Genomic DNA, 14635 nt, shown 5'->3' with positions numbered 1-14635 from the left:
CGTACTTCCGACGCCTGGAAACGCGGATCCCGTGCACAAAGTCGAGTTGTCCACAGGCCTTCGGGCGACGCGGCGCGGTTTTCGGGAGGATGGGTGGGTGGAGAGGCTTGGGGACGAGGTGCGGGAGCGGCTGGTCCGGCGGATGCGCGGGCCGCTGCGGCATGTCGACCTGTTGGAGTTGGGTCTGCAGAAGTACGACGTCGAGCGGCTGCTGCGCGCCGGGGAACTGCAGCGCGCGCACGGACGCTACGTCAGCGGAACCGTCGACCAGCAACTCGCCCGCGCGGCGTGCGCGCAGGCAGCGCATCCGCGATCTGTCATCAGCCACCTCACCGCCGCGGACCTTGTCGGCCTCCGCACGTGGACCGATGAGGACCGTCGTACGGCGCTGAACCCGAGCTGGCTCACCTGCGAACCGGGCCGCCGGCGCAACCTGAAACGCACAGATGTCGTACTGCGCCGCGCGGGCCTGAGCGCACCAGACCTGCAACTGCATCGCGGGCTGTGGATCACCTCGGATGCTCGAACCACAGTCGACATCGCGCGCGAGCTACCCCTTCGTCAGGCCATGGTGACCGTCGATCACGCCTTGTGCGGGTCGGTCTCGCTCGCGGAACTCGAGGCGGTGCTCGAGCGTCAGCACCGCTGGCCCGGCGTACGGAAGGCTCGGGCGGCTGTTGCGCTGGGCGACCCTCGCTCCGAGTCGGCCCTCGAGTCGTACGCGCGTGTCGTGTTCGCGGACGGCGGGCTTCCGGGTCCGGTGCTTCAAGTGGAGTTCTGGGACGGGTACCGCTGGGTGCCGTTCCGTGTCGACTTCTGGTGGCCGGCGTTCCGCACCATCGGAGAAGCCGACGGCCTGGAGAAGTTCGAGGCCTCGACACCGGCCGAACGCCGCCGCCTGCTCCGCCGGACTTTCGAGCGCGACCAGCGTCTGTCCGACCTCGGTGTCGAGATCGTTCACTTCGGTTGGGAGGACGCGGTTTTCCGGCCCGGTGATCTGATCCGCCGATTCCACGCCGCCTTCAACCGCGGCGCCCGCCGTACCGACCCCGCCCCCACCTGGCGATCCGCCACCCCCGGCCCCACCACCCGAGCCGCCTAGCCCTCTCGGCCACCCAACCCCTGCTGCTCGCCACCTTGTGCACCAGATCCGTGGATCGGTACGCCGCGGGCACAGATCTGGTGCACAAAGTCGAATGTGGTCGACGGGCCGCGCGGGTCGGGTCGGGTGGCGGCGAGGTCGGTGGCGTGGGCCGGGGTGGGTGGGGGCCAGGTTTGTGATTCCGGTGGTCGGGCACGGGGCGAGGGCTAGTGACAAATCGACGGATGGAGTGGGCTGTGCTGACCCTGACTGAGAACGCGACGCTGGTGATCAAGAGCATCACCGGGGTCGAGGGCGCGCCGGAAGGCGCCGGGGTGCGGATCTCGCAGGACAACCCGGCGGATCCGGCACTCGCGGTGACGACGACAGAAGCTCCGCAACCGGGCGACCAGGTGGTCGAGGAGGCGGGTGCGCGGGTCTTCCTCGAGGAGAACGCGGCGAACGCGCTGGACGACAAGATCCTGGACGCGGCGGTCGACGACAAGGGCGGTGTCGAGTTCTTGCTGGTGCCGCAGCCGGGCCCGAGCAACGGCGCTGCGCCGACCCCCTGATCCACCGATCCGCACGCCGGCCGGGAACCATGAGCCTCGGCCGGCGTGCTGTCGTCTCCCGGCGTGCTGTCGTCTCAGAGCGTCAAACGGCGCTGCGTTGCGCGATCCAGCTGTCGTGCAGCCGGGTGTAGACCCCTCCCGCGCCGACGAGCTCGGCGTGCGGACCACGCTCCACGATCTCTCCTTCGTCGAAGACCAGGACCTCGTCGGCGGCCTCCGCCGTCGACAGCCGGTGCGCGATCGTGACCGACGTACGACCGGCCATCAGGCGCTCGAGCGCCGCGTTCACCCGGACCTCGGTGCCGGGGTCGACCGCCGAGGTCGCCTCGTCGAGCACGAGCAAGTCCGGGTCGGCGATGTTCGCGCGGACCAGCGCCACCAGCTGCCGCTCCCCCGCCGACAGCGACTCGCCGCGCTGACCGACCGGCGACTGCAACCCGTCCGGCAACGACTCCAGCCACTCCGTGAGTCCGAGCGACTCGAACGCGCTGACCAGCTCCGCATCCGTCACTTCCGGGCGCCCGAAGCGGACGTTCTCCGCCAGGGACGCGTCGAACAGGTAGCCGTCCTGCGGCACCATCACGACCCGCTCCCGCAGCGACTCGAACGAGATCTCGCGCGCGTCGACCCCGTCCAGTTTCACCGCTCCGGAGGTCGGATCCATCAACCGGGTCAGCAATTTCGCGAACGTCGTCTTGCCCGACCCGGTCTCCCCGACCACGGCGACCCGCCGGTGCGGCTCGATCCGGACGTCGACGTCGCGCAGCACCAGCTCGCCTTCGGGATAGGCGAAATCGACGTCGGCGAACTCGACCGTGATCGGCCCGCGCGCCTGCTGTACGCCGTCCTCGCCCGGGTCCGCGACGTCGGCCGGCGTGGCGATCACGCCGAGCACCCGGCGCCAGCCGGCGAACGCGCTCTGTGCGTCGGTCAGCACCTGCGTCGCGATCTGCACCGGGTCCGAGAACAGGGCCACCAGGAACATGAAGGCGAGCAGCTCACCCAGCGTGGCCTGCCCGTCGACACCGAGCAGCACGCCGACCGTCAGGACGCCGGCGTTCGCCAGGCCGGCGGCCAGACCGCCGATCGAGAACGTCAGTCCGGTCAGCGCCTGCGCCTTGGTCGCGGTCCGGCGGTAGTCCTCGATCGAGGCGTCGATCCGGTCCTGGGTGCGCTGCTCGATCGCGTACGAGCGGACCACCTGGGCGCCGACGACCGGCTCCGCGATCGCGGACAGCATCTCGCCGACCTTGGCCCGCACCACGCCGTACGCCGCGGACATCGCGCGCTGCAGGTACTTCAGGCTCGCGAACAGCGGGATGAAGCACAGCAGCACGACGAGCGCGAGCTGCCAGGAGTAGAAGAACATCACGATCGTCGCGAGCAGCATCTGCCCGATGCTGACCAGGAAGATGAACCCGCCGAACTGCAGGAACTGCGACACGGTGTCCACGTCCGAGGTGACCCGGCTGACCAGCGCGCCGCGGCGCTCGGTGCTCTGCGTCAGCACCGGCAGGTCGTGCACGTGCCGGAACGCCTTGATCCGCATCGTGGCCAGGCCGTGCTCGGAGTTGACCGCGAGCCGCACGGTCGTCAGGTACGACGCGCCGGCCGTCACGATCACGCCGAGCGCGCAGATCAGGCACATCCAGGCGACGTACGACATGTCCGGGCCGTTCGGGCCGGACAGGCCCTTGTCGATCGTCTGCTGCACCGCGATCGGTACGACGATCCGCCCGGCGGTCATCGTCAGCGCGAGGATCCCGGTCACCCACCACCCGCGCGCGAGCTCGGGTGAGACCTTCAGGCCTTCCTTGAGGGTCTGCAGCCCACCCGCGTTGTCACCGTGGTCAAGACGGCTGGCTTCGGCCGCACTCACGCTGATGCCCCTTCCGCGTCGAGGTCGTCGATGTCCGCCGCGAGCTCCGCCTCTTCCTCGCGGCGCTCGGCGTCCTTCTCGTAGGCGTCGACCAGGTCCCGGTAGGCGGGCGTGGACGACTGCAGTTCGGTGTGGGTGCCGTGCGCGACGATCCGGCCCTCGTCCAGGAACAGCACCTCGTCGGCGAGTGAGATGGTCGCCTTCCGGTACGCGATCACCAGCACGGTCGTCGCCGCGCCGGAGTCCTCCTGGACGGCCGAGCGCAACCCGGCGAGGATGCGCGCCTCGACCTGCGGGTCGACCGCGCTCGTCGCGTCGTCCAGGATCAGCAGCCGCGGCCGCCGGACCAGGGCGCGGGCCAGCGCGATCCGCTGCCGCTGACCGCCGGACAGTGTCGTGCCGCGCTCGCCGACCTTGGTGTCCAGCCCGTCGGGCAGCGCCTTCACGAAGCCGTCGCCCTGCGCGACCCGCAGCGCGTCCCACACGTCGTCGTCGCCGTACTCACCGCCGAGCGTGATGTTGCCGCGGATCGTGTCGTCGAACAGGAACGCGGTCTGCGCCACCAGCGCGACGGATCCGGCCAGCTCGTCCCGGGCCAGGTCCCGCAGGTCGATCCCGTCGATCTTCACCGCGCCCTGCTCCGGGTCCACCAGACGCGTCAGCAGCGTGGTCATCGTCGACTTGCCGGCGCCCGTCGGGCCGACGACCGCGACCGTCCGGCCCGGCTCGACGGCGAAGTCCACACCGGCGAGCACGTCGCGATCCGGCAGATACCCGAACCGGACGCCGCCGACCTCCAGCCGGGCCGCCTTCGTCGACGTCAGCCGCTGCTCGCCGTACTCCGTGCCGCCCTCGGCCGTGAGCACCCGCTGGATGCGGTCCCACCCGACGACCGACCGCGGCAGCTCGCCGAGGACCCAGCCGAGCGCGCGGATCGGGAACCCGATCAGCGTGAACAGGAACGCCACCTGCACCACGTCGCCCGCGTCCGCGCCGCCCGAGCGCACCCGCGCGACGCCGACCAGCAGCACCGCGAGCACGCCGAGCCGGGGCAGGCCGTCGATGACCGGGTCGAACAGGCCGCGGGCCTTGTTCACCGCGATGTTCGCGTCCCGCAGCGCGTACGTCGGGCCGCGGAAGCGCTCGGTCTCGGCCGACTCCCGGCCCAGCGTCTTCACCACCAGCGCCCCGTCGAACGATTCGTGCGCGACCTCGGAGACATCCGCGCGGAGCTGCTGCGCCCGGGTGGCGAGCGGCTGCAGGTACCGCTGGAAGATCACGTTCGCGAGGAAGACCAGCGGGAACACCAGGCACCCGACCAGCGCCAGCCAGACGTCGGCGGCGAACATCGCGACGGTCGCGAACACCAGCATCGCGATCACGCCGATCGCCATCGGCAGCGGCGCGATCACGAACCAGGTCGACTCGACGTCGGCGTTGGCATTCGAGAGCAACATGCCGGTCGAGTGCTGGTGGTGCCACTCCAGCGGGAGCTTCAGGTACTGCCGGGTGACACGTCGCCGGTACGTCGCCTGCAGCCGGAACTGCATCACACCGGCGCCCAGCCGCCGCCCGACGACGCCGATCGCGTTCAGGATCGCGATGCCGATGAACAGGCCGATCAGCGACCCGATCGCACCGGCCGTGGTCTCCCCGCTCTCGAACGCGGGCCGCAGCACGTGGTCCGTCGCCCAGCCGAGCGCCCAGCCGCCGGCCACCGTCATGGCGCCGTAGAGCATCGCGGCGAGCACGGACAGCGCGAAGATCCCCGGCTCCTCCCAGATCGCCACCCGCAGAACGGCGAACCCCCGGCGGGTGACGCTGCCCTTTTCCGGGACTTTCGGGACAGGCAAGACACGCTCCAGGGCAGTCAGGTGCATCAATGGGACTCAGACATGACAACGATTGACATTCTGCCACTCGCCACGGACAACTACGATCGAGTTGTGACCGACTACAGCCGGGTGGAACGACTCGCTCTGTGTGACCTGTTCGAAGCGGTCGGACCGGCCGCCCCGACCCTGTGCGAGGGCTGGGACGCCTACGACCTGGCGGTCCATCTGTACGTCCGCGAGGCCGATCCGATGGCCGGGCCGGGGATCCTGATCCCGGCGCTCGCGGACACCACCGAGCGGCGGATGCGGCGCGTGAAGGAGCGCTACGGCTTCGCCGAGGTGGTCGGCAAGGTCCGCAACGGCCCTCCGCCGATCTCGATCTACGCGTTGCCGAAACTCGGGCACCAGCTGAACACCACGGAGTACTTCGTCCACCACGAGGACGTGCGGCGCGCGCAACCGGCGTACGACGTCCGCGAGCTGCCCGCCGAGCAGCAGGACGGTCTGTGGAAGGCGGTGCGGCTGGCCGCGAAGTCGATGACTCGCAAGTCGCCGAGCGGCCTGGTGCTGCGGCGCCCCGACGGTACGACGTCCGTCGCGAAGCGGCCCAACGAGCACGGCTCGGTCACCGTGACGGGCGAGCCCGGCGAGCTGGTGCTGTTCTGCTTCGGGCGGCAGCAGGTCGCCGACGTTCAGCTGGACGGCGACGCGGAGGCGGTCGAGCGGCTCCGCAACGCGTCATTCGGCGTGTGACCGCTTCTTGCGCCGCGCGCGCTGGATCGCGCTGCTCAGCACAGTGGTCAGGATGACCAGGACGATCGCCGCCAGCACGCCCTGCCACGGCTTGTCGAAGAGCGCGTAGCCGAGCAGGCCGATGGCCATGTAGACCGCCGCCCACAGCGACGACGCGGCCAGGTCGACGAGCGCGAACCGCTCCCACTTGTAGCCGGCGAGACCGGCCGCCAGGAGCACCGGCACCCGGCCGCCCGGGATCAGCCGGGAGGTGAGCAGCACGCCGATCTCGTGCTCGGACAAACGCTCGCGAAGCGAGTCCAGCGACCCGTTGTTGCGCAGCCACCCGACCCGTGTGGCCAGCCGCTCACCGCCGAAGCGGCAGCCGGCGTACACGATCAGGTCCCCGACGTACGCGCCGGCGGCGCCCGCGAGCAGCACACCGGCCAGCCCGATCGGGTTGTTGTGCGAGGCCAGGACGGCGCCTGCCGACACCGCGGCACCCGTCGGCAGCACCGGCAGCACCGCACCGAGCAGCACAGCGCCGGCCAACGCGAACAAATACCACAGGTCGAACTTGGTGTCTCCGGTCACACAGGCACCTCGATCGACTGGCCGGGCGCGAGGACCTTCACCTTCACCTCGGGATCGAGTTGCTTCATCGCAGCCTCGAACCTCTCCCCCGGCGGCAGGAACAGCTCCGGCTTGATCCAGTCGCAGCCGATCGGCCAGAACGTCCCGAAATGGACCGGCACCGCCGTCGAGGCGCCGACCCGCCGGACCGCCTCGGCAGCCCGGATCGGGTCCAGGTGCCCCGGGCCGAGCGACGGCCCCCACCCGCCGACCGGGACCAGCGCCACGTCGACCGACCCGGCCTCGGCCGCGAGCCCGTCGTACAGGTCGGTGTCGCCGGCGAACCAGACACTCGGCGAGCCGTCGACCCGGTATCCGAGGGCCTGCGCGGAATACGACGACCACGGCAGCCGGCGCCCGTCGTGGTGTGCGGTGACCGCGGTGATGTCCAGCGACCCGATCCGGATCTGGTTGCCGGGCGAGACCTCGATGCAGCGGTCCGAGTACTCCGGGCCGCTGTCGGCGTGGATGAGTTTCGCCGCGCCGCGTGGCACGATCAGCGCGGCGTCCGGCGCGATCAGCGGCAGCGAGGTCAGGTGCAGGTGGTCGGCGTGCAGGTGCGAGATCAGGACCGCGTCGCAACGCCTCGCCGCCCGCGCCGGCGCGGGACCGCGGCGGCGGCGCAGGTGGGCGATCCGCGACGTCAGCACCGGATCCGTCAGCAGCCGCGTGCCGTTCGCCTCGATCGTGGTGGTGGCGTGCCCCCACCACGTCACGCGCATGTCACTCGCACGCTTCATGCCTCCATCCTGCGGGCGTCGGAGGCCCCCGAGCGCCGCGCAGTGGACGCAGGGGCCTCAGACGCCCGCTCGGACTCGATCGGCTCGTCCAGGTCCTTGCGCTGCCCCAGCTTCTCCAGCCAGCCGATCAGCACCTTGTGCACCTCGTCGGAGCCTACGGGAGGCGCACCCAGCGCCCAGCGGCTCGGGTGCACCAGCACCGCCTCGGTCTGCCAGCCGCCGATCCCGCCGTGGCACCCGACCAGCTCCTCGAAGGCCGCGACCTCGTGGGTGTAGTCGTCGAGCCGGCTGACCACCACGAGGTCGCCGTTGTGCGGCATCTCCGCCTGCCGGAGCATCGACGCGGCGGCGAGGTCGCCGTACGGCGTCAGCGGGTCCTCGCCCTCGACGCGACCGGACCGCAGGACCCGGACCCCGGCGCCGCCGATCGCCACCGGTCCCTCGGCCAGCGAGTCGACCACGACGAACCCGATGCCCGGATGGGTCGCGAGGCCCGGGATCAGCTTCGGGTGCAGCAGCTCGATCTCCTCCAGCGGCACCCGGCCGGGCGTCGTCGCGAGGTAGATCAGCGCCAGGTTGCCGGACGAGGTCACCACCATCTGCTCGTCGGCGGCGAGCTGCGGCTCGCAGTCCTTCGGGCCGAGCTCCACCTCGCCGGTCTTCACGTGCAGCGCCCGCCGGGTCACGGAGCCGGCGACGCTGCGGCGCATGCTCAGCTCGGTGAGGAACGCGTTGACCGGGCCCCACCCCTCCGACTTGCCGACCGCCTGGACCGGCTCCTTGGTGGTGTCGACCAGGTCGTCGACCACTTCGGCGAGGGTCCGGCCGTACCGCTGCAGGAACGTCGAGCCCTGGCTCTGGCCGTGGTCCGACAGTACGACGATCTCGTACGAGTGCGGGAGGGTCTCGATGATCCGCTGCAGCGCGCCGAGCACCCGGTCCAGGCCCTCGAGCGTCTGCAGCGACTCGGCGCGGGTCGGGCCGGCGTGGTGCGCCACCTCGTCGTAGTCGACGAAGTCGCAGTAGATCACCGGGGTGCCCTTCACCAGTTCGTCGGTGATCAGCGAGACGTTCAGGTCGCGGAGCAGCACGTTGGTGACGGCCCGCAGGAAGATGTACCCACCCCCGCGCTTCACCCGCGGGACCAGGTGCCGGACCCGCTGCCGGCGGGCCTGGTGCAGCTCCTTGATCATCTCCGCCACACACAGCACGAGGCCGCGGGCGGCGCCCTGCGGACTGGAGAAGAACCGGACGTACCCGCGACTGCGGCTGTTCGGCAGGCCAGCGCGGCTGAACACGAGCTCGCACTTGTCGGCGTCGCCGGACCAGTTGTTGCTGATGCTGACGCCGCCGTCGGCGAGCAGGCCGCGCCCGGTGGACATCCGGGCCTCGATCTCCGCCGCGTCCCGGCCGCGGTTGGTGACCATCACCCGGCCGGTCTCCTTCTCGTACCACCGGAACGCCGGGATGTGCCGGGACCCGCCGTGCAGGATCCCGGCCTGGCTGGCCGGCGTGGTGGCCGGCACGCCGGTGTGCCAGGCGAGCATCGAGTGCCTGCCGTCCCGGATCCAGCCGCCGAGGTTCGGCAGGTTGCCGGCCAGGACCATCCAGTTCAGCAGCGGGGCGGACAGGCCGTCGATCTGGACGATCAGCATCCCGGTCCGCGGCGCGGGCTCGATCCGCCGGGCGCGCCGGTGCACGACCCGCATCACCTCCGCGACGTACGCGTCGTCACTGCCCGCGTACGCGACCCAGCCGACGAAGGCGCTCACCGTCGACATCACGATCGCGACCAGCAGCGGCGCCTCGACGCCGCCGTGCAGGTCCACGCCGGGATCCGCGGTGATGCCGAGATAGACGACCGCGAACTGTGACAGCAGCCCGCCGACCAGCACGCCGATCGACCCGATCAGCACCGCGACCCCGGCGAGCACCCAGCGCATCAGCACCGAGAAGATCGCCAGCAGGACGACCAGCCGCAGGATCGGCAGCCGGCCGTCGCTGCTGATCTGCGGCAGCGTCCAGAACGTGATCGCCAGCGAGATCAGCGACAGCAGGCCGCCGACCAGCATCGCCTGCAGGCCACGACCGGTCCGGCGCAGGTCCAGCCACACCGGACGCCCGCGCCGGGCCTTGGACACCTGTTCTGGTGGTTTCGCCATCGCCTGCTTCCCCGTAGTGCTCTGTGCAGTACGAGACTACGGGGTCGCGGCGACACCTTTACTGCACCTCGAGGTAGTCGACCTCCGTGTACAGGGTGCCCTTGGTCAGCCGGATCGTGTTCCAGCCGGCATTCAGCGTGACGGAGACCGAGCTCTGCTGCCAGTTGTCCCAGCCGGTGACGGGGTAGCTGACCGATCCCGCATTGTTGCCGTTGACAACGAGGCCGTGGCTGGCGGTGGACGCGGAGCCGTTGGCGTACCCGACGTGGAGCGTGTAGCTGCCCGCCACCGGCGCGAACACCGGGTTCTCCACCCAGGAGTCGGCGTAGTCGATGTACGCGACGACCTTCCCGTCGGAGGCGCCGGCCGCGTTCGACCGGACCACGCAGTGGTTCAGCGTGCCGCGCTCCGCCTCGTACCGGACCCGGCTGCCGCGCACCACCGGGTAGTCGTTGGCGTACCCGATGTCGGCGACGTACAGATGCCGGCCGCCGTTCACCCATCCGTGGACGAACACCTTGCCCCCGACGACGTCGGCGCCACCCGGACCGCAGACGTGGTTGTCGAACGTTGCGGTCGTCATCAACGGCCGGTACGCGGTCGTCCACGGGCCGCTCAGCGTCTTCGAGGTCGCGTACGACGTGAGGTAGTTGCAGTCGTTGTACCCGCCGCCGGAGAAGAACAGCACGTACTGACTGCCGCGCTGCACCAGGTCGGGCGCCTCGATGACGCCGCTCGACGTGAGCATCGCGGTGTTGCCGCCGACGAGGGTCCTGCCGTTGTCCGCCGTCCGGGTCAGCCAGAGCGTCGACGGCTGACCGATCGCGTTGCCGTCGTTCTTCCAGACCAGGTAGCGGGTTCCGTCGTCGGCGACGAACGTGTTCGCGTCGATCGCGCCGCCGAGGTTGAGCGGGCAGATCAACGGCGCCGTACCGACGGGCTGGAACGGGCCGAGCGGATTCGTGGCGGTGGCAACGCCGATGCACTGCCGTCCGGAGGCCTTGTGCCAGGCGGTGTAGGTGAGCGTGTAGGTCCCGTCGGCGTTCGGGTGGACGTCCGGGGCCCAGGTGCGGCCGGGTTGCGCCCAGGCGCTCGACGGGCCGCCGGGCATCGCGTCGCCGCGGATCGTCCATGGCCCGTCGGCGCTCGGCGCGGTCGCGACCGGGACGGTGCCGCGGCTGCCGTTGGTCGCGTACGCGTACCAGGTGCCGTTCTGCTCGAAGACGTCCGGGTCGGGGAAGTTCTCGCCGACGATCTCGCTCGGGAAGACGGCCGCCGTGGTGGCGGCGTGGACCGTGGGCGAGAGGACGGCGGTCAGGCTGAGGACAGCGAGTAACGCTGCCAGAAGTCGTTTCATGGGTGACTCCTCAGGTGGGGCGGTTACCTGTGGAGCCAACTTTTACATCGATTCACCTGAAACGCGAGGGCCCAATCCCTGGACCGTGGGGATTCCGGGGGTGGAGACTCCCGCTAGTTGGTTTCCGCCTGGTTTGAGGAGTGCCTCGTGAGTCGTTTACCGAGAGGGATGATCGCCGCCGTCGCGGCGGTCGCAGCAGCGGTGGGTGGCGTCGTCACCCAGTCCGTCGCGGCGCCTACCGCAGTACAAGCGACTGCTTTACAGCAGCAGCTCGACGGTCTGCTGAACGACAGCCGGTACGACGGTTCGCAGGTCGCGCTCGTGGTCCGGGACGCGGCCACCGGCGAGACGCTGTACGACCGCAACGGCGGCCGGCGGATGCTGCCCGCGTCGAACACCAAGCTGTTCAGCTCGACGGCCGCGATGCACGTGCTCGGCCCGTCGTACCGCTTCCACACCGACGTCCTGGCCACCGCACCCGTCCGCGGTGGACAGTTGCTCGGCAATCTCTACCTGAAGGGGTACGGCGACCCGACCGCGCTCGAGTCCGACTACGCCGGCCTGGCCCAGCAGCTCAGAGCGGCCGGTGTCCGCCGGGTGTACGGCGACCTGATCGCCGACGACACGTACTTCGACCACGTCCGGCTCGGTGACAGCTGGGCCTGGGACGACGAGCCGTTCTACTACAACGCCCAGATCTCCGCGCTCACGCTCGCGCCGAACACGGACTACGACTCCGGTACGGCGATCGTCGAGAGCCGCCCCGGCGCCGCCGCGGGGGCTCCGGTGAAGCTGAACCTGGTCCCGGCGAACGGCGCGATCACGCTCGTCAACACCGCCACGACCGGCGCGGCCGGCTCCTCGAACACCCTGAACATCGAGCGCGACCACGGCACCAACGTTGTCCGGGTGACCGGCTCGCTGCCGCTCGGCGCGTCGGTCGGCCAGGAATGGGTGACGGTCTGGGAGCCCGAGCTCTACGCCGCCGACGTGTTCCGGCGCGCGCTGGCCGCCCAGGGCATCACGGTGAGCGGCCGGATCAAGAACGCGGCGACCCCGGCGACCGCGGCTCGGTTGGCGCGCGACGAGTCGATGACCGTCGGCGAACTGATGACGCCGTTCCTCAAGCTGTCGAACAACATGCACGCCGAGACCCTGGTCAAGGCGATGGGCGCGGTCGTCGACGCCGAGGGCAGCTGGCCGGCCGGCCTAGGCGTTGTCACCGGCTACGCCAAGAGCATCGGCGTCGACACCAGCCGGATCCGCCTGTCCGACGGCTCCGGCCTGTCCCGCAAGGTGAACGTGACGGCCGACGCGATCACCGACGTCCTGATCGGCGCCCAAAAAGAGCCGTGGTGGCAGCAGTGGTACGACGCCCTGCCGATCGCCGGGAACCCGGACCGGTTCGTCGGCGGCACGCTGCGCAGCCGGATGCGGAACACGCCGGCCGCCAACAACCTGCACGGCAAGACCGGCTCGCTCACGGGCGTCACGTCGCTGTCCGGCTACGTGACGACCAAGGACGGGCGCAAGCTGGTGTTCTCGATGATCAGCAACAACTACCTGGTCAGCCCGCGTTCGATCGAGGACGCCGTCGGCGTCACGCTCGCCTCCTGGTCCGACCAGGCGCCGCCGGCCGCGACGTCGAGCCTGCGCACCGCGCAGACCACGTGTGAGCTGGAGTGGGACAAGGCCTGCTAATTGAGTTGGCCAGTACGGCGGTCGTTCATCACCATGTGTGAATGACCGCCGTACTGCCATCGTCGTACACCGTCCGTTCGCCATCGAAGGAAGACGCGCAGGCGGTCCTCGAGCTGGTGTCGGCCTACAACACTTCGGTGGTCGGCTTCGCCGACTACACCCTCGAGGACGCCGAGGACGAACTCACCGAACCCGGCTTCGCCCCGGAGACCGACGGCTGGCTGGTCTTCGACGGCGACCGCCTCGTGGGCTACGGCTCGATCTTCGGCAAGGGTAACCACAGCCAGCTCGACCTGGACCTGGTGACCGCGGACCTGACCGTCGAGACGTACCTCCTGCAGAGGATCCTCACGCGTGCGGAGGAGTTCGCCAGGGCCTACGGGCATGCATCCGTCCAACTGGACGCGGTGAACTACCGCGCCGACACCGCCCGCGCGGAACGCCTGGCGAACAACGGCTTCCAGCCCGGTACGACGTTCCACCGGATGCGCATCGACCACGACGGGCAAGTCCCGGCGCCGGACGTTCCCGAGGGGATCACGGTGCGCCGCGGCGCACCCGACGAAGCGACCAGGCGCGCGGCGCACGACGTATTGAACGCGAGCTTCGACGGCCAGTTCGGCTTCTCACCGCGCTCCTTCGAGGAGTGGCATGCGGCGCAGGAGAACCACTCCGCGTTCGACTGGTCGCAGCTGACCTTGCTGGAGCTGGACGGCGAGACGGTGGCGCTGCGGCTGTCCAACGACCAGTTCGTCGAGGACGAGAACTGCGGCTACGTCGGCCGCCTCGGCGTCCTCGAGAAGGCCCGTGGCAGAGGGCTGGCGAAGTTCCTGCTGCGCGACCAGTTCGCGCTCGACGCGGTGGCCGGGCGAGCCGGCACGATCCTGCACGTCGACACCAACAACCCGACCCCGGCGCTCGGCGTGTACCTGTCCGTCGGCATGCAGCCGGTGCTGGTGATGGAGGTCTGGCGGCGCGAGGTGAGCGTGTGAGCCTCCCTGCCGGTCACACCGTGCGCCCGATGCGGCAGAAGGACGCCGCGGTGATCGCGGAGCGGTCCGGCGCCTACACGTCGGCCCTGCTCGGCTTCCCGAAACACAGTGCCGAGGACGTCGCCAACTACCTGCGGGATCCGGGGATCGATCCCGCGACGGACGGTTGGATGGTGGCCGGACCGGACGGCGAGTTCGCCGGTTCGGCGACGGCGGTCGCGGTCACCGGCGGCACGCACGTGAACGTCGACATCCTGAGCGAGGACCCAGCGGTCCTCGACTGGCTCCTGCACCAGGTCGAGCGCCGGGCCACGGAGGTCGGCTCGCGGACCGGTCGCGAGGTCGTGGTGCGCCTGGGCGTCATCCGTCAGGACGTGCGACTCGCGGCGGCGGTCGCCGCGCACGGGTTCGCCATCAGTACGTCGACGCACCGGATGCGGATCACCTTCGACGGCCAGGTCCCGCCACCCGCCGTACCGGACGGCGTCGTCGTACGGCGGGGTGCCCCGGACGAGGCCAGCCGCCGGGCGGCGCACGCCGTGCTGATGGAGGCGTTCGCGACACAGCCCGGGACGCAGCCGCGGCCGTTCGAGGAGTGGGCCGCGTCGCGGGAGAGCCGGTCGACGTTCGACTGGTCGCAGGTGACGATCGCCGAGGTCGACGGGCTGGCCGTCGGGATGACCGAGTGCAACGACAACTTCGTCAGCACCGACAACTGCGGGTACGTCGGGCGGCTCGGCGTCGTGCCGTCCGCGCGCGGCCGCGGGCTGGCCAAGTTCCTGCTGCGGAACGCCTTCGCGGTCGACTCCGCCGCCGGACGCCGCGGCACGATCCTGCACGTCGACACCGGCAACCCGACGCCGGCCGTCGCCCTCTACACCGGCGCCGGCATGCGCCCGGACCTGATCAGCGACATCTGGACCAAGACCTTCCGCACCTGACGCCGTGCCA

Annotated in this window: 12 protein-coding genes; 6 read left to right on the top strand and 6 right to left on the bottom strand. The window is 70.5% G+C overall.

The features are described from left to right. Positions 1-97: 97 nt before the first annotated feature. Together ABZX12_RS05850 and ABZX12_RS05845 are read left to right on the top strand one after the other, a co-directional pair. Complete coding sequence (locus ABZX12_RS05850; RefSeq protein WP_355690214.1) at positions 98-1102, top strand: hypothetical protein; 1005 nt, start codon at positions 98-100, stop codon at positions 1100-1102. Positions 1103-1338: 236 nt separating this feature from the next. Then, positions 1339-1653, top strand: a complete 315-nt coding sequence (locus tag ABZX12_RS05845; protein ID WP_355690212.1) for a Fe-S cluster assembly protein HesB — start codon at positions 1339-1341, stop codon at positions 1651-1653. An 82-nt stretch (positions 1654-1735) separates the two neighbouring features. Here the strand turns inward: ABZX12_RS05845 and ABZX12_RS05840 are convergent, their stop codons facing one another. Further along, positions 1736-3532, bottom strand: a complete 1797-nt coding sequence (locus ABZX12_RS05840) for an ABC transporter ATP-binding protein (protein WP_355690211.1) — start codon at positions 3530-3532, stop codon at positions 1736-1738. Then, positions 3529-5385, bottom strand: coding sequence for an ABC transporter ATP-binding protein (locus ABZX12_RS05835; protein ID WP_355690209.1), 1857 nt, complete (start codon positions 5383-5385; stop codon positions 3529-3531). Before ABZX12_RS05835 ends, ABZX12_RS05840 begins: the two co-directional genes overlap by 4 nt. 93 nt (positions 5386-5478) lie before the next feature. Here ABZX12_RS05835 and ABZX12_RS05830 point away from each other — a divergent pair, with 93 nt between their 5' ends. Further along, entirely contained in the window at positions 5479-6120 is a 642-nt protein-coding gene (locus tag ABZX12_RS05830; protein WP_355690207.1) for a TIGR03085 family metal-binding protein, read from the top strand. Here ABZX12_RS05830 and ABZX12_RS05825 read toward each other — a convergent pair. Genes ABZX12_RS05825 through ABZX12_RS05810 form a run of 4 tightly spaced genes read right to left on the bottom strand, consistent with a single transcriptional unit; the run spans position 6106 to position 10991 of the window. Next, positions 6106-6693 (bottom strand): VTT domain-containing protein, encoded by a 588-nt coding sequence (locus tag ABZX12_RS05825; RefSeq protein WP_355690206.1) that lies wholly within the window; start codon positions 6691-6693, stop codon positions 6106-6108. The two genes, ABZX12_RS05830 and ABZX12_RS05825, sit on opposite strands and share 15 nt — an antisense overlap. Beyond that, on the bottom strand, positions 6690-7472 hold the full coding sequence (locus ABZX12_RS05820) for an MBL fold metallo-hydrolase (protein ID WP_355690204.1): 783 nt from the start codon (positions 7470-7472) through the stop codon (positions 6690-6692). Before ABZX12_RS05820 ends, ABZX12_RS05825 begins: the two co-directional genes overlap by 4 nt. Continuing rightward, complete coding sequence (locus tag ABZX12_RS05815) at positions 7469-9634, bottom strand: alkaline phosphatase family protein (RefSeq protein ID WP_355690202.1); 2166 nt, start codon at positions 9632-9634, stop codon at positions 7469-7471. The genes ABZX12_RS05820 and ABZX12_RS05815 overlap by 4 nt, the downstream gene beginning before the upstream one ends. Positions 9635-9692: 58 nt before the next feature. Beyond that, positions 9693-10991 (bottom strand): family 43 glycosylhydrolase, encoded by a 1299-nt coding sequence (locus ABZX12_RS05810; RefSeq protein ID WP_355690201.1) that lies wholly within the window; start codon positions 10989-10991, stop codon positions 9693-9695. Between the two features lie 147 nt (positions 10992-11138). Here ABZX12_RS05810 and dacB point away from each other — a divergent pair, with 147 nt between their 5' ends. The 3 genes from dacB to ABZX12_RS05795 are packed head-to-tail and all read left to right on the top strand — an operon-like array spanning position 11139 to position 14625. Continuing rightward, on the top strand, positions 11139-12692 hold the full coding sequence (gene dacB, locus ABZX12_RS05805; protein ID WP_355690200.1) for a D-alanyl-D-alanine carboxypeptidase/D-alanyl-D-alanine-endopeptidase: 1554 nt from the start codon (positions 11139-11141) through the stop codon (positions 12690-12692). Positions 12693-12733: 41 nt separating this feature from the next. Further along, positions 12734-13684: a GNAT family N-acetyltransferase gene (locus tag ABZX12_RS05800; RefSeq protein WP_355690199.1), complete on the top strand. Its 951-nt coding sequence runs from the start codon at positions 12734-12736 to the stop codon at positions 13682-13684. Next, complete coding sequence (locus tag ABZX12_RS05795) at positions 13681-14625, top strand: GNAT family N-acetyltransferase (RefSeq protein ID WP_355690197.1); 945 nt, start codon at positions 13681-13683, stop codon at positions 14623-14625. Before ABZX12_RS05800 ends, ABZX12_RS05795 begins: the two co-directional genes overlap by 4 nt. Positions 14626-14635: the final 10 nt, after the last annotated feature.

It is taken from the genome of Kribbella sp. NPDC003505, assembly GCF_040610875.1.
Classification (GTDB): Bacteria; Actinomycetota; Actinomycetes; order Propionibacteriales; family Kribbellaceae; genus Kribbella.
Note: the sequence above shows the minus strand (reverse complement) of the source record. Positions and strands in the feature narration are given on the sequence as shown.

Bases quoted from the DNA above. Each gene is read 5' to 3' on its own strand.
- ABZX12_RS05810 (WP_355690201.1), bottom strand. From the start codon at position 10,991: ATGAAACGACTTCTGGCAGCGTTACTCGCTGTCCTCAGCCTGACCGCC.
- ABZX12_RS05820 (WP_355690204.1), bottom strand. From the start codon at position 7,472: ATGAAGCGTGCGAGTGACATGCGCGTGACGTGGTGGGGGCACGCCACC.
- ABZX12_RS05800 (WP_355690199.1), top strand. From the start codon at position 12,734: ATGACCGCCGTACTGCCATCGTCGTACACCGTCCGTTCGCCATCGAAG.
- ABZX12_RS05815 (WP_355690202.1), bottom strand. From the start codon at position 9,634: ATGGCGAAACCACCAGAACAGGTGTCCAAGGCCCGGCGCGGGCGTCCG.